Annotated in this window: 19 protein-coding genes; 17 read left to right on the forward strand and 2 right to left on the reverse strand. The window is 35.7% G+C overall.

The window, feature by feature from the left end; translation table 11 throughout:
• Window positions 1-172 precede the first annotated feature (172 nt).
• The 9 genes from ADJ83_RS20835 to ADJ83_RS20880 all read left to right on the forward strand — a co-directional run bounded on the left by ADJ83_RS20835 (window position 173) and on the right by ADJ83_RS20880 (window position 12,068).
• Window positions 173-1,519 (forward strand): ISLre2 family transposase, encoded by a 1,347-nt coding sequence (locus ADJ83_RS20835; protein WP_048717475.1) that lies wholly within the window; start codon window positions 173-175, stop codon window positions 1,517-1,519.
• Window positions 1,520-1,973: 454 nt separating this feature from the next.
• Window positions 1,974-3,081, forward strand: a protein-coding gene (gene prfB, locus ADJ83_RS20845; protein WP_109769268.1) for a peptide chain release factor 2 whose coding sequence is annotated in 2 segments (ribosomal slippage) — window positions 1,974-2,045 and window positions 2,047-3,081 — 1,107 coding nt in all. Because the reading frame shifts where the segments join, the coding sequence is not laid out codon by codon here.
• A gap of 189 nt (window positions 3,082-3,270) precedes the next feature.
• Window positions 3,271-4,074 (forward strand): undecaprenyl-diphosphate phosphatase, encoded by an 804-nt coding sequence (gene bacA, locus ADJ83_RS20850; protein WP_031538574.1) that lies wholly within the window; start codon window positions 3,271-3,273, stop codon window positions 4,072-4,074.
• Between the two features lie 347 nt (window positions 4,075-4,421).
• Window positions 4,422-5,240: a YitT family protein gene (locus ADJ83_RS20855; RefSeq protein WP_031538573.1), complete on the forward strand. Its 819-nt coding sequence runs from the start codon at window positions 4,422-4,424 to the stop codon at window positions 5,238-5,240.
• 679 nt (window positions 5,241-5,919) lie between these two features.
• The gene (ftsE, locus tag ADJ83_RS20860) at window positions 5,920-6,606 is read left to right on the forward strand and encodes a cell division ATP-binding protein FtsE (RefSeq protein WP_031538572.1); all 687 of its coding nucleotides are present in this window, start codon (window positions 5,920-5,922) and stop codon (window positions 6,604-6,606) included.
• Entirely contained in the window at window positions 6,596-7,489 is an 894-nt protein-coding gene (ftsX, locus tag ADJ83_RS20865; RefSeq protein WP_031538570.1) for a permease-like cell division protein FtsX, read from the forward strand. Before ftsE ends, ftsX begins: the two co-directional genes overlap by 11 nt.
• Before the next feature lie 152 nt (window positions 7,490-7,641).
• A complete protein-coding gene (locus ADJ83_RS20870; RefSeq protein ID WP_031538568.1) occupies window positions 7,642-9,006 on the forward strand; it encodes a murein hydrolase activator EnvC family protein in 1,365 nt (454 codons plus the stop codon).
• A 251-nt stretch (window positions 9,007-9,257) separates the two neighbouring features.
• A complete protein-coding gene (locus ADJ83_RS20875; RefSeq protein ID WP_031538566.1) occupies window positions 9,258-9,602 on the forward strand; it encodes an ArsR/SmtB family transcription factor in 345 nt (114 codons plus the stop codon).
• A gap of 276 nt (window positions 9,603-9,878) precedes the next feature.
• Entirely contained in the window at window positions 9,879-12,068 is a 2,190-nt protein-coding gene (locus ADJ83_RS20880; protein WP_031538564.1) for a heavy metal translocating P-type ATPase, read from the forward strand.
• Window positions 12,069-12,122: 54 nt separating this feature from the next.
• Here the strand turns inward: ADJ83_RS20880 and ADJ83_RS20885 are convergent, their stop codons facing one another.
• Complete coding sequence (locus ADJ83_RS20885) at window positions 12,123-12,950, reverse strand: manganese catalase family protein (protein ID WP_031538562.1); 828 nt, start codon at window positions 12,948-12,950, stop codon at window positions 12,123-12,125.
• A 160-nt stretch (window positions 12,951-13,110) separates the two neighbouring features.
• Between ADJ83_RS20885 and ADJ83_RS20890 the strand changes: the two genes are divergently transcribed.
• Entirely contained in the window at window positions 13,111-14,532 is a 1,422-nt protein-coding gene (locus ADJ83_RS20890; protein WP_031538560.1) for a S41 family peptidase, read from the forward strand.
• Window positions 14,533-14,716: 184 nt separating this feature from the next.
• On the opposite strand, the gene ADJ83_RS20895 is transcribed toward ADJ83_RS20890, so the two are convergent.
• Window positions 14,717-15,079, reverse strand: a complete 363-nt coding sequence (locus ADJ83_RS20895; protein ID WP_031538558.1) for a winged helix-turn-helix transcriptional regulator — start codon at window positions 15,077-15,079, stop codon at window positions 14,717-14,719.
• A gap of 182 nt (window positions 15,080-15,261) precedes the next feature.
• Here ADJ83_RS20895 and ADJ83_RS20900 point away from each other — a divergent pair, with 182 nt between their 5' ends.
• The 7 genes from ADJ83_RS20900 to ADJ83_RS20930 all read left to right on the forward strand — a co-directional run bounded on the left by ADJ83_RS20900 (window position 15,262) and on the right by ADJ83_RS20930 (window position 23,187).
• A complete protein-coding gene (locus tag ADJ83_RS20900) occupies window positions 15,262-16,464 on the forward strand; it encodes an MFS transporter (protein WP_031538556.1) in 1,203 nt (400 codons plus the stop codon).
• Window positions 16,461-17,300, forward strand: a complete 840-nt coding sequence (locus ADJ83_RS20905; RefSeq protein WP_031538555.1) for an aldo/keto reductase — start codon at window positions 16,461-16,463, stop codon at window positions 17,298-17,300. Before ADJ83_RS20900 ends, ADJ83_RS20905 begins: the two co-directional genes overlap by 4 nt.
• A 201-nt stretch (window positions 17,301-17,501) precedes the next feature.
• On the forward strand, window positions 17,502-17,948 hold the full coding sequence (rpiB, locus tag ADJ83_RS20910; protein ID WP_031538553.1) for a ribose 5-phosphate isomerase B: 447 nt from the start codon (window positions 17,502-17,504) through the stop codon (window positions 17,946-17,948).
• Between the two features lie 248 nt (window positions 17,949-18,196).
• Window positions 18,197-19,060, forward strand: a complete 864-nt coding sequence (locus ADJ83_RS20915; RefSeq protein WP_231512574.1) for a 6-phosphofructokinase — start codon at window positions 18,197-18,199, stop codon at window positions 19,058-19,060.
• A gap of 95 nt (window positions 19,061-19,155) precedes the next feature.
• Entirely contained in the window at window positions 19,156-21,171 is a 2,016-nt protein-coding gene (tkt, locus tag ADJ83_RS20920; protein WP_031538549.1) for a transketolase, read from the forward strand.
• Window positions 21,172-21,398: 227 nt separating this feature from the next.
• Complete coding sequence (locus ADJ83_RS20925; protein ID WP_031538548.1) at window positions 21,399-22,592, forward strand: PDZ domain-containing protein; 1,194 nt, start codon at window positions 21,399-21,401, stop codon at window positions 22,590-22,592.
• A 169-nt stretch (window positions 22,593-22,761) separates the two neighbouring features.
• On the forward strand, window positions 22,762-23,187 hold the full coding sequence (locus tag ADJ83_RS20930) for a MaoC family dehydratase (protein ID WP_031538546.1): 426 nt from the start codon (window positions 22,762-22,764) through the stop codon (window positions 23,185-23,187).
• Window positions 23,188-23,401: the final 214 nt, after the last annotated feature.

Consider the following 23,401-nt stretch of genomic DNA (forward strand, 5'->3'; position numbering starts at 1 on the left):
GTATGAGTAAAATGTTTGTGGGTAGAAAATAATTTACCCTCTGGTTTGGTTGGTGGTCGTTAGACCGCCAACCAAACGCAAGCGCGGTAGTATGAGCAAAAATAAAGAAAAAGGGACTTTCTTTTTGTATAGTAGTGTTTGCGGACAAAACATACAAAAGGAGAAAGTCCCTATGAAACAAAATACCATAAAACTACCTACATTAAAAGAAATAGAAAGTGATTTATTTAAAACATTACAGGAAACTTTTTCGGAAGTTCTCGAGGAGCTGTTAACTGGGTATGACAGAGAAATAGCTGAACAACGAGATAAAGGAAGATATCAACTCAAAGATAAGAGAGCGATTCAGATGGACACCTTATTTGGATCTGTTTCAATTAAGCGAAATTACTATTGGGATCGTATCGGCAACAAATATGTCTATTTATTAGATCAATATTTACAGTTTGAGGGCGGTAAAGGATTTAGTCCAGTTGTGGAAGAAATGGCGATGGAATTGGCGGTTACTGGGCCATCATACAGACATGCATCTTCTACGTTAGAAAAATTACTTGGATACTCTGTAGCTAGTCATGAAGCGATTCGTCAACATTTATTACAAACAGAAGTTGTACCGAGCTTGCCAATCGAACCAAAAAGAAAGGTATTATTTATCGAAGTAGATGGCTTATTTATTAAACGGCAAGGTGGTAAGAAGCGCGGACGAGAAGAAAAGATCGCAGCTATCCATGAAGGTTGGTCTATGAATGGAAAGAGAGCCAGTCTTGTGGGAAAACGGCATTTTATTCATAAAGCAGAAGCACCTTTCTGGGAAGAGTTAGAACAATTTTTAATGGATACGTATCATTACGATCCAACTACTCATCTTTTAGCTATCAATGGGGACGGAGCTAGTTGGATAACTGCGTGCAGAGAGTATTTTCAAAAGAAAGCTTTTTTCACGATAGACAGATTCCACGTAGCTCGAGAAATCCAACGTATTTTTAAAGAACATCCTAGATATAAAGCGATACGAAAAAAGCTAGCTAAGTATGATGGAGAGGGATTATTAGTAGAGTTAAATAGTGCAGTGGCGACCCTGGATACAGAGAAAAAAGAAGAACGATTAGAAGCATTAATTAACCAGCTTTCTCCATATCCCGAGGCACTTGGAGACTATAGAATTTGGTTACAGGAACAAGGAATAGATACGAGTGATATGCGTCCGATGGGCAGCGCAGAAGGAACCATGAGTGTGTTTGCCAAGCGTCTGAAAAACGGAAGGGCATGGAGTGAAAAAGGAATAGATGCATTTATTCGATTCATGGTTGGCTTAAAAGATGGATTAGATATTAAAACACTGATCGGAACAATGACGAAACGATTGGAAGAGAAGGAATCAAATCATATAAAACCAAAATACTACCGTGAAAAACTAACCAAAACAGCAGGACAGGCAACAAGACAAAACATTGCCTATTTGAGTCAAACAACAGGAAAGCCACTATATCATGCGTTAAAAGCATTACAAGGATTTTAAAAAGGATTGTCGACGTTTAACTGTAAACTGTATTCTAAAAGGTTATGGATTTTAACAACATAGAAAACGCAGAGTGGATTGGAGCGAAAGGCACTTGACTCCTGCGGGACATAGAGGAAAGGTCGAGACCCCACAGCCGGAACGGCGAGGAGGCTCGACTTCCTCCCCGCGGAAAGCAAGTGCCTGTAGCGGAAAGGAACGGTCTATTGATCCCAAAAAATTTTACGAAAACAGCCTGACTATAAATAGAGTAAGTATAGAAAGCGTTAACAATAGAGATAGCAAACACACTGAAAAAGAGAGAAATTCCGACGATAAAAAATTTCTCCCACAAATACTTGACTCAAACAAATTAACCGGAAAGCATGCATTTTTTTTCAAAAAGCCATATAATACATAAAGGAAGTAGAAAACTACTTAGAACTATAATTTATATAAAGGGTGACATTAATTAATGGAATTAGCAGATATTCGTAATGAGTTAGAGAAGATAAATGTAACACTAGAAAACTTTAGGGGGTCTCTTTGACTTAGAAAACAAAGAGGCACGTATTGCTATGTTAGAAGATGATATGCTTCATCCCGATTTCTGGAATGATCAGCAGGCGGCACAAACTGTAATTTCAGAAAGCAATGCATTAAAGGATCAAGTTCATGAGTTCCATAAATTAGTGGAAGCATTTGAAAATCTTGAATTAACATATGAACTAGTCAAAGAAGAAGATGATGCTGAACTTCGTGCGGAATTAGAAGAAGAACTTTCAGAATTAGTTGATCGTTTAAGCCAGTTTGAATTAAATTTATTATTAAGTGGCCCATATGATAAAAACAATGCTATCTTGGAACTTCATCCAGGTGCAGGTGGAACAGAGTCTCAAGACTGGGGAAGTATGCTTTTACGTATGTATACTAGATATGCGGAGAAAAAAGGATTTAAAGTGGAAACCTTGGACTATTTACCAGGAGATGAAGCTGGAATAAAGAGTGTAACGCTAGCGATTAAAGGACATAACGCATACGGATACTTAAAAGCAGAAAAAGGTGTTCATCGTCTCGTACGTATTTCTCCGTTCGATTCTTCAGGTCGTAGACATACAAGTTTTGTTTCTTGTGATGTAATGCCTGAATTTAATGATGAAATTGAAATTGAAGTGCGTACAGAAGACTTGAAAATTGATACGTATCGTGCAAGTGGAGCCGGTGGTCAGCATATTAATACCACTGACTCAGCTGTTCGTATTACACATATCCCAACAGGCGTTGTTGTTTCATGTCAAACAGAACGTTCACAAATTAAAAACAGAGAAACAGCAATGAAGATGTTAAAAGCGAAATTATACCAACGCAAAATTGAAGAACAAGAAGAAAAGCTTGCAGAAATTCGTGGAGAGCAAAAGGAAATTGGCTGGGGAAGCCAAATCCGCTCATACGTTTTCCATCCATATTCCATGGTAAAGGATCATCGTACCAATACAGAGGTAGGAAATACACAATCCGTTATGGATGGTGACCTAGATATCTTTGTTAATGCTTATCTTCGTTCAAAAATTAATAAAGGGTAATAAATAAATGTAGTCATCACTTAGTGGTGGCTATTTTTTTGAAAAAATGTTCGGTCTATATTCTCTATTAAATAATATATTTAAAAAGGACAGGCTAAGGAAAACGAAATGATGATTTACGAGGTAAAACGAAGGATAGGTGTATCAATATTTTTTTCTACCAAGAATCTTACCAAAAGGAGGAATTTCATGGAAATAATCATTGCTATTATATTAGGGATAGTAGAAGGATTAACAGAGTTTGCCCCAGTTTCATCAACAGGACATCTTATATTAGTAGCACATTTGCTGGAATTTACAGGTGAAAAAGCAAAGACATTTGAAATTATTATTCAATTAGGAAGTATTCTTGCAGTCATTTTTGTGTTTTGGAGACGAATTCTAAGCATCATTGGAATCAATAAATGGCAAAAAGAAGAGAAGAATATAGGAACGTTAAGCATTGTCCATATTGCGATTGGAATAATCCCTTTTGGAATAGGTGGCGTTCTATTTTATGATTTCATAAAAGAAGTACTTTTTCGCTCAGGAACGGTTGTCATTACTCTTATCATTGGAGGACTGTTAATGCTTGCAGCAGAGAGATGGAAGCCACAAAAGCCAATAGCAGAAACGCTGGACCAAGTTACATATAAACAAGCTTTTGCAGTAGGAATGTTTCAATGCTTTGCATTAGTTCCGGGATTTTCCCGCTCTGGAGCTACCTTATCTGGGGGCTTGCTTGCTGGGATGAGCCATAAAACAGCATCAGAATTTACATTTATTATGGCCATTCCTATCATGGCAGCGGCAACAGGAAAGGACTTAATGGAAAGCTGGCACTATTTATCTCCTGATGATCTCCCTCTTTTCTTGACTGGCTTTTTCACAGCCTTTATCGTTGCATTAATTGCTATTAAATTTTTCTTGCAGTTGATTAATAAAATTCAACTAGCTCCCTTCGCTTATTATCGTTTCGGACTTGCCATCCTCTTTTGGATTTTTATTTTATAACATGCAAGACCTCGCCAATTTTTAGCGAGGTCAAAACCTCTTATTTCATCGCTTTACCACGCTAATTTGCCACCATTTACACTTCAAAAATAAGATGATATACTCTCTGCTTGGGAAGAATCAGTTCGTTTTTTATGGAATTATTTATTCATGTCAAAAATGGGAGGGAAAGCTAATCTATCCCTCTATTTCATTTGGTTTTTTCTATAAAAAATTTGCTGAAACATGAAAATGATGTCATATTTTTGATTACGCTCTTTGCGATTATTGCATAATAAAAAGTGATTGTCGAATAAGAACGCCAAAGGAATGTGACAGAAACTGACAAGAAAACAGGGGTGTAAAGAATGAAGCTGCGCGAATATATATACGTGCTAATAGGGTCGGCAATTGTCGCTTTATCCTTTAATTTGTTTTTACTGCCTAATAATATTGCTTCTGGTGGAGTAAGTGGGATAAGCACCATTACTAAGTCTGTGTTTCAGTGGGAACCTGCTTATGTGCAATGGGCATTTAATATTCCATTATTTATTCTAGGCGTCCTATTATTAGGGAAAAACTTTGGGGCGAAAACGTTGGTAGGGACAGTGTTTTTGCCATTTGTTGTTTATCTTTCAAGAGGATTGGATCCATGGACAAATGAACCATTATTAGCGGCTCTCTATGGAGGGATAGGAATTGGTCTTGGAATAGGAATTGTCTTTAGAGGAAAAGCATCCACAGGAGGTACCGATTTAGCCGCACAGATAATAAACAAATATACAGGTATTTCATTAGGAAAATGTGTAGCACTAATTGATGGGGTTATCGTAATAACAGCTTCAATCGTGTTTAGTATAGAACAGGGTTTATATGCATTGATTGCATTATTTGTAACAAGCAAAACGATTGATCTTGTCCAAGTAGGTTTTGGCAGCTCAAAAATGGCGCTAATTATTACAGATAAGCAAGATGAAGTAAGGGAAGGAATTTTAAATAAAATTGATCGTGGTGTAACTAGACTAACGGCACATGGTGGTTATACAGATTCAGAAAGACCAATTTTAATGTGTGTGGTAGACCAATCGCAATTTATGAAGCTCAAGCAATTAGTGAAATCCATTGACGAAACGGCTTTCGTTGTTGTGACAGACGCTTCAGAGGTATTAGGAAGAGGATTTAAATAAGCTGTTTGTGCTGAGAGAGAATATTTGTTTAGTGTTGATTCATTTATTTTTATAATGAATCAAGACGAAAAACAGATATTCTCTTTTTTATTTGGATGGAAAGAGGAAGACTTTTATAAAATTCTTATTAATGAATTTGTCGAAATTTCTGTTTGAATAACCCTCTAAGTTTTGTGGATATTTTGTGTCTAATCAAAAAAACATTTGAATATGTAAATAATTCCAATAATATTTTCTAATATTAGGTATATAATACTATTTATCATAAAAAATGAAGAAAAAAAAGGGGAATTGGGTCGATTTGTAGTACTATAATAATAGAATATGCGGATGTGAAATGAAATCAATAGTACTTTATGTCATTATTGAAAAGAAAATGTAATAATTTTTTACGTTAATTTGACGGATTATGATGATATAATAGCTTAAGTAAGTTAAGGGACAGGCTGTGCAAAATGACAGTTGTCACTTTTAGTCGGTTGAAAGTTGTCGAATTTTGGTTTTTGAATCATATGGAAAATAGAAGGAATAGTTTTAGGGAAAACTAAGCTTATTACCAGAGGATAAATTCATGAACCACATCACTTCCAAATACACTTCTGTGATTCGTTTATGTTTTCAAACTGCCTCTTCGCTTTTTCCATAATCCATACAAAAAATTACTCAGGTGTGATAATAGATGATAGAAATGAAGAATGTAATGAAGAAGTATGCTAACGGTGTAATAGCCGCTAATGGGATAAATGTTAGGATAAATCAAGGTGAATTTGTCTATGTTGTAGGTCCAAGTGGTGCAGGTAAATCAACCTTTATTAAAATGATGTATCGTGAGGAAAAGCCTACAAAAGGAAGTATTCGAATTAACGGAATCAATTTAGAAAAATTAAGAGACAAAAAAGTTCCATTATTAAGAAGAAACATGGGAGTTGTCTTTCAGGATTTTAAGCTTCTTCCTACACTAACTGTTTTTGAAAATGTTGCCTTTGCATTAGAGGTTATTGAAGAAAATCCTAAATATATAAAGAAAAAAGTTATGGAGACTTTAGAATTAGTCGGACTAAAGCATAAAGCAAAGATGCTTCCAACAGAATTATCTGGTGGAGAGCAACAACGTGTGTCGCTTGCACGTTCCATTGTAAATTCCCCGAAATTAGTGATTGCTGATGAACCAACAGGGAATTTAGATCCTGAGACTTCATGGGAAATTATGAATATTTTTGAAACAATAAATAATAGAGGTACAACAATTGTAATGGCTACACATAATCGTGAAATCGTAAATACGATTAAGCATCGTGTTATTGCTATTGAAGGCGGCAGAATTGTACGTGATGAAACGAGAGGTGAATACGGATATGAAGGCTAGAACAGTAGCTAGACATACAAGAGAAAGTTTCAAAAGCCTTCTTCGTAACGGTTGGATGACATTTGCCTCTGTCAGTGCGGTAACAATCACATTGATTCTTGTTGGTGTATTTTTCATCATTATGATGAATTTAAATCATTTGGCGACTTCCATAGAGGAAAATGTTGAAATTAGGGTTCATATTGATGTAGCAGCAACAGAAGAAGAACGAAATACCTTAGAAGAGGAAATAAAGGCTATACCAGAAGTAGGTAGTGTTACATTTTCTCCTAAAGGGGAAGAATTAGATAATTTAATTAGTAGTCTTGGGGAAGATGGAGATGCATTTAAACTATTCGAACAGGATAACCCATTAAATGATGTCTTTGTTGTCAAGACGAAGGATCCACAAGATACACTAGCTGTAGTAGATAAGATTGAGAAGTTTGAACATGCTGCGAAGGTAAGGTATGGACAAGGAACCGTTGAAAAACTTTTTAGTGCGATTGACATGAGTAGGAATGTAGGAATCGTACTAATTATTGGATTGCTATTTACAGCAATGTTCCTTATCTCCAATACGATTAAAATTACGATTGTAGCAAGAAGAAAAGAAATTGAAATCATGCGTTTAGTAGGTGCAACTAACTGGTTTATCCGTTGGCCATTTTTCCTAGAAGGTATGTGGCTGGGGATAATCGGCGCCATCATTCCAATAGCAGCAGTTAGCGCAATTTATTATTATGCGTATCAGTATTTAGTTGAGAAACTAGCAGGAAGCTATTTGGAAATTTTAGATTTCTCTCCATTTGTATACCAAGTTGGTGGAATACTACTTCTAATGGGAGCAATTATTGGAATTTGGGGTTCTGTAATGAGTATTCGCAAGTTTTTAAAAGTGTAAGTTTGTCGTTGATAATAAAATTAGTCTTATGGTCAATAGCTTGGAGAACGGGAATTAGAGTGCTTCAAGCTATTCTATTTGGAAAAAACAGAGAGAAAGCAACAAATTTACCAAGTTTACATATTGGTATACGGGGAAGGGAGCTTAACTAGATGAAAAAGAAAGTAGCAAAATTAACACTTGTATCTGCATTAAGCATAAGCAGTATCGTCGCATATACTGCCACTACATCACCTGCATATGCTCAAACTTCACTTAATGAGCTGAATGAGGAAAAAAGTAATATTGAGAATAAGCAAAATGACGTAAAATCAAAATTAAATGATTCTAGTAATAAATTAAGTGATATCCATTCAGAACAAGAATCAGTAGAAACAGAGATTCAAAGATTAAATACCTCTATTTCAAGTACACAAGTGAAAATTACCGAGAAAAAGGAACAAATTTCTACTACAAAAGAAGAAGTGGAAAAATTAGAGAAGCAAATTAAAGAAGTGACAGCAAGAATTGAAAAACGAAATGAATTATTGAAGGAACGTGCAAGATCTTATCAGCAAACAGGTGGGATGGTTAATTATCTGGATGTGTTAATGGGGTCACAAAGTTTTAGTGATTTTATTGATAGAGTTGGGGCTGTAGCAACAATTGTAGAAGCCGATCAATCAATAATTAAAGAGCAAGAGGCGGATAAAAAGTTATTGGAACAATCACAAGCAGATCTAAAGTCGAAATTAAATTGCCTTGAAACAATGCTTGATGACCTAGAAACGTTAAATTCTAAGCTGAATTCTGAGAAAAAAGAAAAAGATACATTAATGGCTCAATTGAACGAAGAGGAAAATCATGTTCAGGCAGAAATGCTTTCCTTAGAAGAAGAAGAACAGCTGCTAAAAGATCAAGAAGTAGCAATGGAAAAAGCGATACAATTAGAAAAGGAAAGACAAGCTGAATTAGCAAGAAAAGCAGCAGAAGCCAAGGCTGCTGCTGAAAGAACAGCTGCACAAAAAGCTTCAAGCTCTAAATCATCTAGTTCGAAAACAGCAACTTCAACTAGCTCATCAAGCGGAAATACTTCCCAAAGTGTTTCTAAGCCATCTACTTCTGTATCATCTGGCAATTTCACTCGCCCAGCAGGAGCAGGCTATTTATCTTCAGGTCTTGGACAACGTTGGGGTACTTTCCATGCTGGTGTTGATATAGCGGCTACAGGTACGGTACCTATTTATGCTGCTGCAGATGGTGTTGTCATTAGTTCTTATCCTTCAGATAGTTATGGACAAGTTATTTTTATTAGTCATTACATTGACGGACAGGAATATACAACAGTCTATGCTCATATGAGAAAGGGTAGCCGTCTTGTAAACGCTGGAGATACTGTTTCAAAAGGACAGCGTATCGGTACAATGGGTAATACTGGTGATTCTACTGGTCAGCATTTGCATTTCGAATTGCATAAAGGTCCATGGAATCCAGCAAAATCAAATGCTATTAATCCAATTGGGATTGTTCCATTGTAAAAAATATGGTAGTAATAGTTTATCCGAAATATGGAGAATTAAACATGAAATAAGATATATCATCTTCGAGTGGAAGACTTTCCTATTTCTCCTAAACTCAAGTTTATGATGGCGCTCATTTTAAATGGAGCGCCATTATTTTTTTTTATTCAGAGTGGCGATAAGCGGAAAATCGAGTTGCTACAGAAAGTAATAATTTGTATGCTATAATGGGAGCAAAGTTCTGTAATAATAAAGGGGTAAGAATATAGATGAGCGAATTGAATGATAAAAAGGAATCAATAGATCCAATCGATCAAAATAAGCTAGAGTTGGATGAAGAAACACTGTTTATTGTTTCTCAAACGTTTAAAGCACTTTCTGACCCTACAAGGATAAAAATTCTTCATTTATTATCAAAAAAACAGCATTCCGTAAATGAAATTGCCGAAAGTTTGAATATGCTCCAATCCACTGTTTCCCATCAACTTCGGTTTTTAAAAAATTTACGATTAGTAAAATATAAGCGAGAAGGTACAACAATGATTTATTCTTGTGATGATGAACATGTAATGGGCGTATTAAAACAAATGATTGATCACGCAAGACATCATTAATTTGCATGTAATGTGGTTTAAAGTGATTTTTATGAATTCAATCGATAGTCTTTAAAAGGAATAAGGATAGTTGAATAATAATAAAGCACACTAGAAGAAACGGGTATCATATGATATCTGTTTCTTCTTTTTAACATAAAAATCAGAATATGGATTGACACTTTTATTGCATTATTCATATAATAAGAATATGAGTATATGAATAATTGTTCATATATTGAAGGTGAGTGAATAATCCATTGGTTAATAGATGAATGAAAGGAAAGAAGGGATAAGATGGAGGAAGAGAAGCAGCTACTAAAAAAAGAATTTACATTGGAAGGCTTGGATTGTGCTAATTGTGCGATGAAAATTGAAAATGGAATTGCCTCCATTAATGGAGTGAGTGAATGCAATGTTAATTTTGCAACACAAACATTAATTCTACAGTTAAAGGAAGAAGAACGAGACAGCATTTTAGCAAAAGCACAAAAAACAATTTCAAGACTAGAGCCACATGTAAAGTTGGTGGAGAAAGGTAATAAAATGACAGCTTCCACCTCGCATAATCATGGGAATGGACATCACCATGAAAAGGCTCACGGAACACATAGCCATTCACATGATCATGGAGCGGAAAATACAAAGAGATTAGTTGGTAGATTAATAGCTGGAACAATTGTTGCAGTAGCTGGCTTCTTTTCTCCTTTGACTGGAATAGCAGAGTTTTCCTTTTTCTTTGTGGCATATTTAATTGTCGGAGGAGACATTTTATATCGAGCCATAAAAAATATTTTACGCGGGCAAGTATTTGATGAGCACTTTCTTATGGCGATTGCTACATTGGGAGCATTTGCGATTCAAGAATACCCTGAGGGAGTAGCGGTTATGCTCTTTTATCAAATAGGGGAACTATTTCAAGGGATAGCAGTGAATCGTTCTAGAAAATCCATTACAAGTTTAATGGATATTCGCCCTGACTATGCAAATGTGAAGGTTGGAGACCGATATAAAAAAATAAGTCCTGAGCAAGTGAAAATAGGAGATATTATTTTCGTAAAACCTGGAGAAAAAATCCCTCTTGATGGGCGAGTAATAGAAGGTAGCTCCTCTGTTGATACATCAGCATTAACGGGAGAATCTATTCCTCGTGATATCGAAATTGGCAATGAAGTACTCTCAGGATTCATTAATAATCATGGTGTATTAACAATAGAAGTAACAAAAGATTTTGGAGAATCTACTGTAACGAAAATATTAGAGCTTGTCCAAAATGCCAGCAATAAAAAGGCTCCTACCGAAAATTTTATTACCAAATTTGCAAGATACTATACACCTGTAGTAGTAATAATTGCGGCCTTATTAGCTATCTTGCCACCACTAATAATAAGTGGTGCAACATTCTCCGATTGGCTATATAGAGCCCTTGTATTCCTTGTTATTTCCTGTCCGTGTGCACTTGTTGTTTCCATTCCTTTAGGTTTCTTTGGCGGGATAGGTGCCGCCTCGAAAAAAGGGATATTAGTTAAAGGAAGCAATTATTTAGAAGCTTTAAATGCTGTTAAATATGTTGTTTTTGATAAAACAGGGACTTTGACCAGAGGAGTATTTGAAGTGGATTCCATCCATACTGCTTCTGGATTTTCTGAAGAGGAAGTTCTTGAATATGCTGCATATGCAGAAATGCATTCTAATCATCCTATTGCAGACTCCATCAGAAATGCTTTTCCTGGGAAGATATTAGAAGAACGTATCAGTGAATATCAGGAAATATCTGGGCATGGAATTAGTGTGAAGCTTGACGATAGAGTAGTGTTGGCTGGGAATCAAAAATTGATGGTAAAGGAAAACATAGATTACGTACAAAACAAAGAAATTGGCACAGTCATTTATATAGCGGTGAATCAAGAATTTATCGGTTCTATCGTTATTTCAGATCAAATAAAAGATGATGCCAAGAAAGCGATTCAGCTATTAAAAGAACAAGGTATTAAGAAAACGGTAATGCTAACTGGTGATGCAAAAAAGGTTGGCGATAAGATTGGTGCTCTTCTGCAAATAGATGAAGTACATGCAGAGCTATTACCACAGAATAAAGTAGAGGAAATCGAAAAACTAGATGAACGAAAACAGGTAAAAGAGAAGATTCTATTTGTTGGAGATGGGATTAATGACACGCCTGTTTTAGCAAGAGCCGATGTTGGAATGGCGATGGGTGGATTAGGAGCAGATGCAGCGATTGAAGCAGCTGATATTGTAATTATGACAGATGAGCCTTCAAAAATAGCGACAGCTCTATCTATTGCGAAACGTACAAGACGAATTGTTTGGCAGAATATTATTTTTGCTTTAGGAATAAAAGCAATCTTTTTACTGCTAGGAGCTTTTGGAATTGCGACAATGTGGGAAGCTGTTTTTTCAGATGTAGGTGTTACTGTATTAGCAGTTCTAAATGCAATGCGGGTATTGCGGGTAAAAGGGTTATAGAAGAAAAACGGTGCAAGGGGTCTTTTCCCTTTGCACCGTTTTGTTTAATAAAACTTATTTAACATCTGGGGGGGTATCATGCTCAGCTGGAGGGGCTGGCTTTAATTTTGGAGCAGGACCAAATGGAGGTACATCTCTTACATATTGGAAAGTTCCCATGCCATCCATGCTCGGTCCAGATGCCCATCTACCTTTACTGCTTTCGTCTCCCATTGAATGATTTAGGAATAGATAGGATACTTCTGTTTTTTCTAAATGTCTAGGGAAAGTGCTTGGTACAACTACCCCTTCTTGTTGTTCTAGTTCATAAATAGCAGCAAGCCATTGGTTTTGATGCATCGTATCACGGGCGATTAAAAAGGATAGCATATCTTTAATACCTCTATCGTCCGTTTGTTCAAATAAACGGACTGCTTGAAGGCGACCTTGGGATTCCGCATTTAAATTTGCACGCATATCAGCTAACAAGTTGCCGCTTGCAGCAACATATCCTGCATTCCAAGGAACTCCCACACTATCCTTTGGCATTGCTCCAAGTCCTGAGACAATGGCATGTTGTGGGTTCATTCCGCCAATAATGGCAGCCATTGCAGGGTTACTTGCTGCCGCTGTTTCTAGTTCCGTTACTGGAGCATCATCTAGTAATCTTGCAACCATTGTTGCCAATAATTCAATATGGCCAATTTCCTCTGTTCCTGTATCTAATAATAAGTCACGATACTTATCATGTTTTCTTGTACCCCAAGCCTGGAATAAGTATTGATTCATTACCGACATTTCCCCGAATTGTCCACCGATTAGTTCTTGCAATTTTTTAGCAAACACAGGATCTGGCTTTTCGGGTTTTGCTTGGTAAGCTAGTTCTTTAATATGATAAAACATTCTTTCCCCTCCTCATAAAATACTTTATATACTATGCCTATGCCTGTATTAGGTTCGTGTCCAATGGATAAAAGGTAGATTTATTCATAAGTTGTCCCAGCTCATCATATACATGGAAACAGGATAAAACACATCGTGTGCGAAAGAAGGGACGGTTAGAATGAAACAAAAATGGCTGGCTGTTTACATGGCAGGATCCTTATTAGCGGGGTCAGGAATGACATATATGGGAATAACCATTTTCGAAAAAAAACAGGAGAAGCATGCAACTGATCATACAATGGAGTCGAACTCTCTATATAAATTAGATAAAGCCTATCAGCTAATCCTTCAAAACTATGTGGAAAATGTAGACAAGCAGAAATTGGAAGACGGAGCAATTAGAGGGATGCTAGCTACATTAGAGGATCCATATTCTGTTTATATGGATCAAGAGGCTGCCAAACAATTTGAACAGGCGCTAGATTCTTCATTTGAAGGAATTGGTGCAGAAATTAGTATAGAAGATGATAAAATGATCATTGTTTCGCCAATTAAAGGTTCACCAGCAGAGAAGGCGGGTATCAAACCACAGGATCAAATTATTTCTGTGGATGGAGAAACCGTTGAGGGGAAGGATTTAAATGATGTCATTGGCAAGATTAAAGGAGAAAAAGGGACAAAGGTAGAACTAGAGATTAAACGAACAACAGTAGATAAGCCGTTAAAGGTAAAGATTGTACGGGATGAAGTTCCTCAAATTACTGTTTATTCGGATATCAAAAAAGATGGAGGAGAAAAGATAGGCTATATTGAAATTACCTCTTTCTCTAAAGATACTGCAATTGAGTTTGAAAAGGCGCTGAGTAGTTTAGAGAAAAAAGGAATAGCTGGTCTTATCTTGGATGTCCGCGGTAATCCAGGTGGTTTACTTACTAGTGTGAATGCAATAGTGGAGCAATTTTTAACAGACAGTAAACCATATGTACAAATAGAGAATCGAAATGGCGACCGTGAACAGTTTTATTCCGATTTATCAAAGGAAAAAGAATATCCAGTTGTCGTGTTGATTGATAATGGAAGCGCCTCTGCATCAGAAATTTTAGCTGCTGCATTGAAAGAGGGAGCAGATTATCCCCTAATTGGCGAAAATTCTTTTGGAAAAGGAACGGTCCAACAGCCAATCTTGATGGATGATGGTAGTGAAATCAAATTAACTGTCTCTAAATGGCTCACTCCTGATGGGAATTGGATTCATAAACAAGGAATAAAGCCTACTATTGAAGTAAAGCAAACTGATTTGTATCATACCCATCCTCTTCAGATTGTAGACAATTTAAAGATGGAAGATAATGATGAACAAGTAAAATATGCACAAGAAATATTAACAAGCTTGGGATTTACAACAGATAGGCAGGATGGCTATTATAGTCCTCAAACAAAAGTAGCTGTCCGTGCATTTCAAGAAAAAAATGCGTTAGAGGTAACAGGGATTATCGATCAAAAAACGGCAGCCAAGATGGAGGAATCAGTAAGGAAAGAAAAACTGAAAGATGAAAACGATATCCAGCTACAAACAGCGATAAGATATATCGTGCATTAAATAATTATTTAAATAAACTATTTTTCATATAGTTTATTGCTAAGATCAACAGCCTGAATAGACTCGCTTTCTATGGGAGAGCAAAGTCTCCTTTCATTAATCTTATTGAAAAAACAACAATGTCATAGAAACAGCCGCATAAATAATCTCCTGCATAATTATTTGCAGGAGATTATTTATGCGGCTATTGATTTAACACACTATCTTCTAACACTAAACTTTTATCCCCGTAAATTTTGGTAATATGTGTATCTCCCCAAGCGCAAAGGGCATTTAAAATGGGCTCAAGACTTCTTCCATAATCACTTAATTCATATTCTACTTTTGGCGGGATTTGTTGATAGATGATTCGGTTGATTACTCCATCTTCTTCTAATTCTCTTAATTGTTGTGTTAGCATTTTTTGTGTAATATTTGGCATTAATCGTTTTAACTCGCTCGTTCTTTTTTTACCATGTGTAAGATGACATAAAATTACACACTTCCATTTACCGCCGATTACTTCTAAAGTTGCTTCTACTGATATATTGTATTTTTTATTATCCATCCTAATACTCCTTCTTTTACAGGTACTTTTTTGTTCCTATCATACTTATTGGTTCCTATATTACAAAAAGGTGCGTACTTTTCTATTTGTCTTATATGATTCATAATAACACTTGCCGGTTAAAATGCAAGACTACTAAAAAGCTAACCACTAGTGGATAACGATATATTTATTAGGAGGAAATAGAATTGAAGCAAAGAAATAATACGCTTGCCTTAGTTGCATTGGCTATTAGTGCCTTTGCAATTGGGACAACTGAGTTTATAAGTGTCGGTTTACTCCCATTAATCGCGGAAGATTTTCACGTAGGCATTACGACAGCGGGATTAACGGTTTCCATATATGCCTTAGGTGTCACAATAGGTGCACCAGTTTTAACAGCTATTACATCTAATATTTCACGAAAATCACTTTTATTGTGGATTATGATTGTATTTATTATTGGAAATAGTTTGGCTGCTATTGCACCAAATATTACGATTTTACTTATTGCCCGCATCATATCGGCTTTTGCCCACGGAATTTTTATGTCGATTGGGTCAACAATAGCAGCAGATTTAGTTGCAAAAGAAAAAAGAGCTAGTGCTATCTCTATTATGTTTTCCGGATTAACCGTTGCAACAGTAACCGGGGTTCCATTTGGAACGTTCATTGGACAACATTTTGGATGGAGATTGGCATTTATTACAATTGTTATTATTGGTATTATCGCCTTTATCGGAAACAGTGTTCTCGTTCCAGGTAATTTATCAAAAGGAGGACGGGCGACACTAAAGGATCAATTGCGTTTAGTCACAAATGGGCGTCTCTTAATGCTATTTTTCATTACAGCTTTAGGTTATGGGGGAACTTTCGTAGTTTTCACTTATCTTTCGCCATTATTACATGAAGTAACTGGTTTTAAACAAAATACAGTGGCAGGCATTTTGCTATTATATGGTGTTGCCATTGCAATAGGCAATATGATCGGTGGTAAACTATCTAATAAAAATCCGCTTCAAGCTTTATTTTATATGTTTATCATTCAAGCAATTGTTCTATTTATTCTTTCCTTTACACTTCCATTTAAGGTCATTGGCTTAATAAGTATTCTATTTATGGGATTATTGGCATTTATGAATGTACCAGGATTACAGGTTTATGTTGTTATATTAGCAGAACGATATGTGCCAAGTGCAGTAGATGTTGCTTCTGCTGTCAATATTGCTGCCTTCAATGCAGGAATAGCAATTGGCTCTTATTTAGGAGGAATCGTAACGAATTCGCTCGGATTAATTCATACTTCTTGGGTTGGGGGAATAATGGTTGTAGCGGCAATCTTTCTGACGGGCTTTAGTTTAGTTTTAGAAAAAAATTCATTAGATAAAGGAGTTTTACCACGATGAAAAACTTACAAGATACTGTTAACTTATTAAACGGAGTAAAGATGCCTTGGTTAGGGTTAGGTGTATTCAAGGTGGAAGAAGGTCAAGAGCTGGTAGATGCTGTAAGCTCTGCTATTAGAAATGGTTATCGTAGCATTGATACAGCAGCTATTTATGAGAATGAAGCAGGTGTTGGTGAAGGGATTAAAAAAGGAATGCAAGAAACAGGAATTACAAGAGAAGATTTGTTTATTACTTCAAAAGTATGGACAGAAGATTTAGGATATGAAGAAACAATAAAAGCGTATGAAACAAGTCTAAATAAATTAGGACTGGAGTATTTAGATTTATATCTTATTCATTGGCCAAAAGAAGGAAAGTATAAAGCAGCATGGAGAGCTTTAGAAACATTATATAAAGAAGGAAAAGTAAGAACAATTGGTGTAAGTAATTTTCAAATCCATCATTTGGAAGAGTTAATGAAAGATGCAGAGATACAACCAATGATTAATCAGATAGAATTGCATCCAAGACTAACACAAAAAGAACTAATAGCATATTGTCAGGAGAAAAGCATTCAAGTGGAAGCATGGTCTCCATTGATGCAAGGACAACTATTAGATCAACCTGAATTAGTGGAAATAGCATCAAAATATCAAAAATCAGTTGCTCAAATTATCATTCGATGGGATCTGCAAAATGGAATTGTCACTATTCCAAAATCTGTGAAAGAACATCGTATTATCGAAAATGGAAATGTTTTTGATTTTATATTAACAAAAGAAGAAATGGCTAAAATCGATGCATTAAACTTGGATCAACGTGTTGGTCCAGATCCTGATAATTTTGATTTTTAATCAAGGCTTTTATCTTATTGCAAAAGAAAGGGAATGGAGAAAGGACTTCATTCCTTTTTCCTTTTTTAACAATTAAGGAAGGTAATAAGTAATTCGAAATATAAAAAAATTATAAATTTCACGTGAAACCGAATACAAATCCTTGCTTTTATGTTAGAATACATCTGAAAAAGAAGCATCTTAACTAGGAAGGATGAGCTTATGAAAATAGCAATAGCTAGTGATCATGGCGGATATCAGCTAAAGGAAGCAATAAAAGCACATCTACTTAAATCTAATGAAGAAGTAATAGACTTTGGTTGTCATAGTAGGGAAAGTGTTGATTTTCCAGATTATGCAAAGCTTGTTGGGGAATCCATTATAAATGGAGATAATCAATTAGGCATTTTGTGTTGCGGAACAGGAATTGGCATGAGTATAGCTGCCAATAAAATCACTGGAATACGGGCAGCGGTAGTTGGTGACGTGTTCTCTGCTAAAGCCACAAGAGAACATAATGATAGTAATATCCTTTGTTTGGGTGAAAGAGTTACAGGTGAAGGATTGGCATGCTTAATTGTTGATACATGGTTAAATGCAGAATTTCTAGGTGGCAGACATGCTAATAGAATCAATGGAATCAAAGAAATAGAATCATATTATTGTTAATAGTAGGACTAATTAACATCAAAAATCTTAAATGAAACATATTATAACTTGTACGTACCATTAATGGGTTATACTAAATATGTATGGTTTATTCTTGGGAAGTTGTATGGTATAATGGGTTTGGAAAAATATATCATAAAGAAGATAAGGTAAAAAAATACTTTTTCTTCCAATAGCATGTGCATTTTTCTGTATATTTTTTATTATGACCATTTTTAGTTACAGCTCGATAATAGTTAGGGGGTAAGGTGTTGAAGGTTGGAGTGATTGTCTTAGGTTGTTTGCCTTCGGGGGTAAAACAAATTCTACATCGTTTATATGAAAATTTATCTCCTGCGCATCAACTTTTTGGACTTGAAATAGACAGAGAGTCCGGTGAAATCACTTATACAGAAGTAAAAGAAATTAGTGATGCACCATATTTAAGCCATTCTATCTTAAAGGTAAGCGCTACACCGTCAGAGTATCAGTGGGAAGAGGCATTTGCTCCGATGGATATGACAGTTGTAATGGGGGATGCAGTTGCAAAAGAATTATGGCAAGCTTCTATTGCAAAGAAAGAAACGATTCGGACATTATTTGTGCCAGTTTCCATTTACAATAATATTCGAGGAAATGATTGGACTTTAGGGTATGATACTGCGCTTAATAGTATTACTCAAAATGTGTTAAAGGTTCAGGATACCATTCAATCTCTAAAATATGACAAACCAAGATTATTTGGTTTTTCAATAGAGGGAAATCCTTCGACTAACATGCTGCAGGATATTTCTCTTGCTGTAGATGGAAACTATTTAGCAGTTGATTATGAGAAAGAGGAAATTGCCGCTTTATGTGAAGCCATAACAAAGAGCTATACATATACAAAAACGTCAAGTGTCTTAATATATAGCGAGTCTTTGCAAGCAGTTGTCCAAGATTCTGTAATTAGCAAGCTTGATGTAGATTGGAAATATACAGAAATTAATGAAGCACTTTGTATGGGAACAAATCCGACAGCTATTGATCGAATCCTTGCAAACGAACTGGCGGATGAAGTATTGCGATGGACAAATAATAATTGTTTGACAGGTGAGCTTGTCGTTCATAAAGATGGAATTCAATTTAAATAAAGGCTAAGCCAAATAAAGCTATGACTTCCTAAGAAAATTTAGCACATCATTATGTTTGTGTTTAGCATTAAATAAATCAAAAAAGGATGAGGAAAATGAGTAATCAAGTAAAAACAAACATTGAGCAATTAGCAGTAAATACGATTCGTACATTATCAATTGATGCAATTGAAAAATCAAATTCAGGTCACCCAGGAATGCCAATGGGTGCAGCACCTATGGCATATACACTATGGGCAAAGGAAATGAATCATAATCCAGCTAATCCTAACTGGTTCAACCGTGATCGTTTTGTTTTATCAGCAGGACATGGTTCTATGCTTCTTTATAGCTTGTTACATTTATTTAATTATGGAGTAACAGTTGATGACTTAAAGAACTTCCGTCAATGGGGAAGCAAAACTCCTGGGCATCCAGAATTTGGACATACACCAGGTGTGGAAGCTACTACTGGTCCACTAGGACAAGGTATCGCAATGGCAGTTGGGATGGCAATGGCAGAGAGACATTTAGCAGAAACATATAACAAAGATAATTATCCAGTTGTTGACCATTATACGTATAGCATTTGTGGTGATGGTGATTTAATGGAAGGTGTATCTGCAGAAGCAGCATCTCTTGCAGGGCACTTAAAACTAGGAAGATTAGTAGTATTATATGATTCAAATGATATTTCTTTAGATGGTGATTTACATCTTTCATTCTCAGAAAGTGTTCAAAAACGTTTTGAAGCATATGGATGGGAAGTAATTCGTGTAGAAGATGGCAATGACTTAACAGAAATACAAGCAGCTATTGCACAAGCGAAAAAATCAGATGTACCAACATTAATCGAAGTAAAAACAGTAATTGGTTATGGTTCCCCAAATAAAGGTGGAAAATCTGCGTCACATGGTGCACCACTAGGAGCATCTGAAACACAATTAGCTAAACAAACATATGGTTGGTCTTACGAAGAAGCATTCCATGTTCCAGCAGAAGTTTCTGAGCATTATGCATCATTAGCGCAAGAGGGAGCAGAAAAAGAAAAAGCTTGGAATGAATTATATGAAGGCTATAAAGCAGCATATCCAGAGTTAGCAACACAACTAGATACAGCAATTAAAGGTGAGCTGCCTGCTGATTTACAAGAGAGATTACCTGAATTTAATGCAGGCGATTCTATGGCAACAAGAGATTCTTCTGGCAAAACAATTCAAGCAATCGCAAGTGCTGTACCTTCTTTCTTTGGTGGATCTGCAGACCTTGCTGGTTCAAACAAAACATTAATGACTGCTGAGAAAAACTTTGCAATCGACGGTTATGCTGGCAGAAATATTTGGTTTGGTGTACGTGAATTCGCAATGGGTGCAGCATTAAACGGTTTAGCGCTACATGGTGGAGTAAAAGTATTCGGAGCAACATTCTTCGTATTCTCTGATTATTTACGTCCAGCAATCCGCTTAGCTGCATTAATGAAATTGCCTGTTACTTATGTATTCACACATGACAGTATCGCAGTTGGAGAAGACGGTCCAACACATGAGCCAGTGGAACAACTTGCATCATTACGTGCAATGCCAGGACTTTCTATTATTCGTCCAGCAGATGCAAAAGAAACAGCTGCTGCATGGCAACTTGCTGTAGAAAGCACAGATACACCAACAGCGCTAGTATTAACACGTCAAAACTTGCCAACATTAGATTTAACAAAGGCTGAAGCATACGAAGGCGTGAAAAAAGGTGCTTATACTGTTTCAACTGGTAAAGAAGCAGCACAAGCTTTAATCTTAGCATCTGGCTCAGAAGTTTCCCTTGCAATGAAAGCACAAGCAGCATTAGCAGAAGAAGGAATTTCTGTAAATGTGGTAAGTATGCCAAGCTGGGATCGTTTTGAACAACAATCAGCTGAGTATAAAGAGAGCGTATTACCAGAAAGTGTTCAAGCACGCGTTGGTATTGAAGCTGGTGCATCTCTAGGATGGAGAGAATACATTGGAGCTAAAGGTGAGCATATCACAATCGATCATTTCGGAGCATCAGCACCAGCGGATAAACTATTCCAAGAGTATGGATTTACAGTAGAAAATATAGTAGCAAAAGTAAAATCTTCTATTGCTAAAACAAAATAAAGTTAAAATAAGCCAATGACCTTTATATATAGGTTGTTGGCTTTATTTATAGAACATGAAATATAAAGCGCAAATATCTTCAATAGTAGCAAAAAGAGATAATATTTCTTCCACATAGTCTTTCTATTACCATATTAGTAGAATATAATAGATTTATATAATAAAAGATTAAATTCCTTAAAATAAAGGAATGAATAGATGCTTATTGTAAGGATGGGGGAAGTTTTATGTGGCAAGATTGGTTGCTCGAGCTTTTAAAAGGATTTGGTAAACTATTTTTGAATCCTGTTTTCTATTTATCGTTTTTATTTGCTGCTTATTTAGGGGTTGCTAGAGTAAAAAAAGAAAGAAGACATTTCACAGTAAGAGCACAGAACGCTTATTTTGAACTGAAACAATTACTGCCAATGGGGATTATCATTGGACTTTGTATATCAGTTTTTTCCATCGGACTTGTCTTAGTAGTTCCAATGGAATTTGTTGTTTTTACAGGGATTATTACAATCGTTTTAGCGTTAATTGGAAAAACGAGAATGTTATCTCCTGTCTACACAGCTGGATTAGGAATAATTGTTAGCAGTGTTTCGCTTTTCCTTGGATGGGATTATTTCTTGTTTTCGAAAAATAATCTGAGTTCATCTGAATATATTTTTCCAACTGCTGTAATTTTATTAGGATTATTGATTATTTCCGAGGGAATATTTGTTCGTAATAATGGAGTGAAAGCAACTTCGCCACGGCTGAAGAAAAGTAGACGAGGGCAAGCAATAGGTGTCCATCTATTAGAGAGGGCTTGGATTTTGCCAGTATTTTTATTTATTCCTTCAGGATTGCTGACGATTCCGTTTGAATGGTGGCCAATGTTTACTGTAGGCAATCAAACATATTCCCTACTCTTGGTTCCATTTTTGATTGGATCAAAAATGGAAGTTCAAGGAGAACATCCGATTATTGCCATAAGAAATGTAGGAAGAAACATTATTATTCTTGGTTCTATTATGGTAGTAGGCGGAGCTGCAGCTTATTTGTATCCACTATCTTCCATTGCTTTAGTATTAGTAGCAATTATTGGTCGCGAATGGATTACGAGGAAGCAGAAAAGCAAAGAAAAGAATAAATCCTTCTACTTTTCTAGAAAAAATAATGGTGTTGTAATATTAGGAATTGTCCCAGATTCTCCAGCGGATAAAATGGGTCTGAAAATTGGCGAAATGATTTCGAAGGTTAATAGTATTCCTGTTCAAGATAAAAACCAGTTATATAAAGCATTACAAAAAAACTCAGCCCATTGTAAATTAGAAGTGTTCGATGCAAATGGTGAAATTCGTTTTGTGCAAAGGGCCTTATATGAAGGGGATCATCATCAATTAGGACTGCTATTAATTCCTGACGAGAAAGTACATGGAAATGAAGCGGTCTAAAGAATAAACACATAACCAATAAAAAAATCGAGTAATCTATTTCATGATTACTCGATTTTTTATAAAGAATAGAATGATAGTTTACAGTGTACATATGTCAACTACGAGCGATATTTAATCTGTGATGCTATAATCCGTTTATAGATAAGTAAAAGAAAAGAGGGCTAGAATGAAATTAGATGAATTTAAAATAGGACAAAGCTTTAGAACAAAATCCTTTAAAGTTACAAAAGAAGAGATAATAAAGTTTGCAGGAGAATTTGATCCCCAATATATGCATGTAAATGAAGAGAAAGCAAAGGAAGGGAGATTTAAAGGAATAATTGCTTCTGGTATCCATACTTTAGCTATTTCATTCAAACTATGGGTAGAAGAGGAGAAATATGGGGAGGATGTTATAGCTGGAACAGAAATGAATCATATTAAATTTTTGAAAGCCGTTTTTCCAGGAGATGAACTTTATACGATTGTAAAAGTTCTCGAAAAAAAGCAAAATAGGAGTGCTACTGGAATTCTTACAGTTTTGCTTAGCACGTATAATGATAAAGAGGAAGAAGTGTTTGAAGGGGAATTATCTGTACTCATCAAACAATGAATAAACAGGATTAGTAATTGATTAATGTAGTCTTGCTGTCATTAAGCTGTCTTAAGGAGCTTAATGGCAGTTTCTTTGGTTGAAAGCGCTAACTATAAAAATAAAAGAATTTTTAACAATTTGTGAACTTTTACACAATCTATAAAGTTAATGTTATACTTTGGTAGATAAACGCATCAACGCAATTATCAGATTATGAAATCATTTGGAGGAT

This window comes from Bacillus sp. 522_BSPC (assembly GCF_001076885.1).
Classification (GTDB): Bacteria; Bacillota; Bacilli; order Bacillales; family Cytobacillaceae; genus Niallia; species Niallia hominis.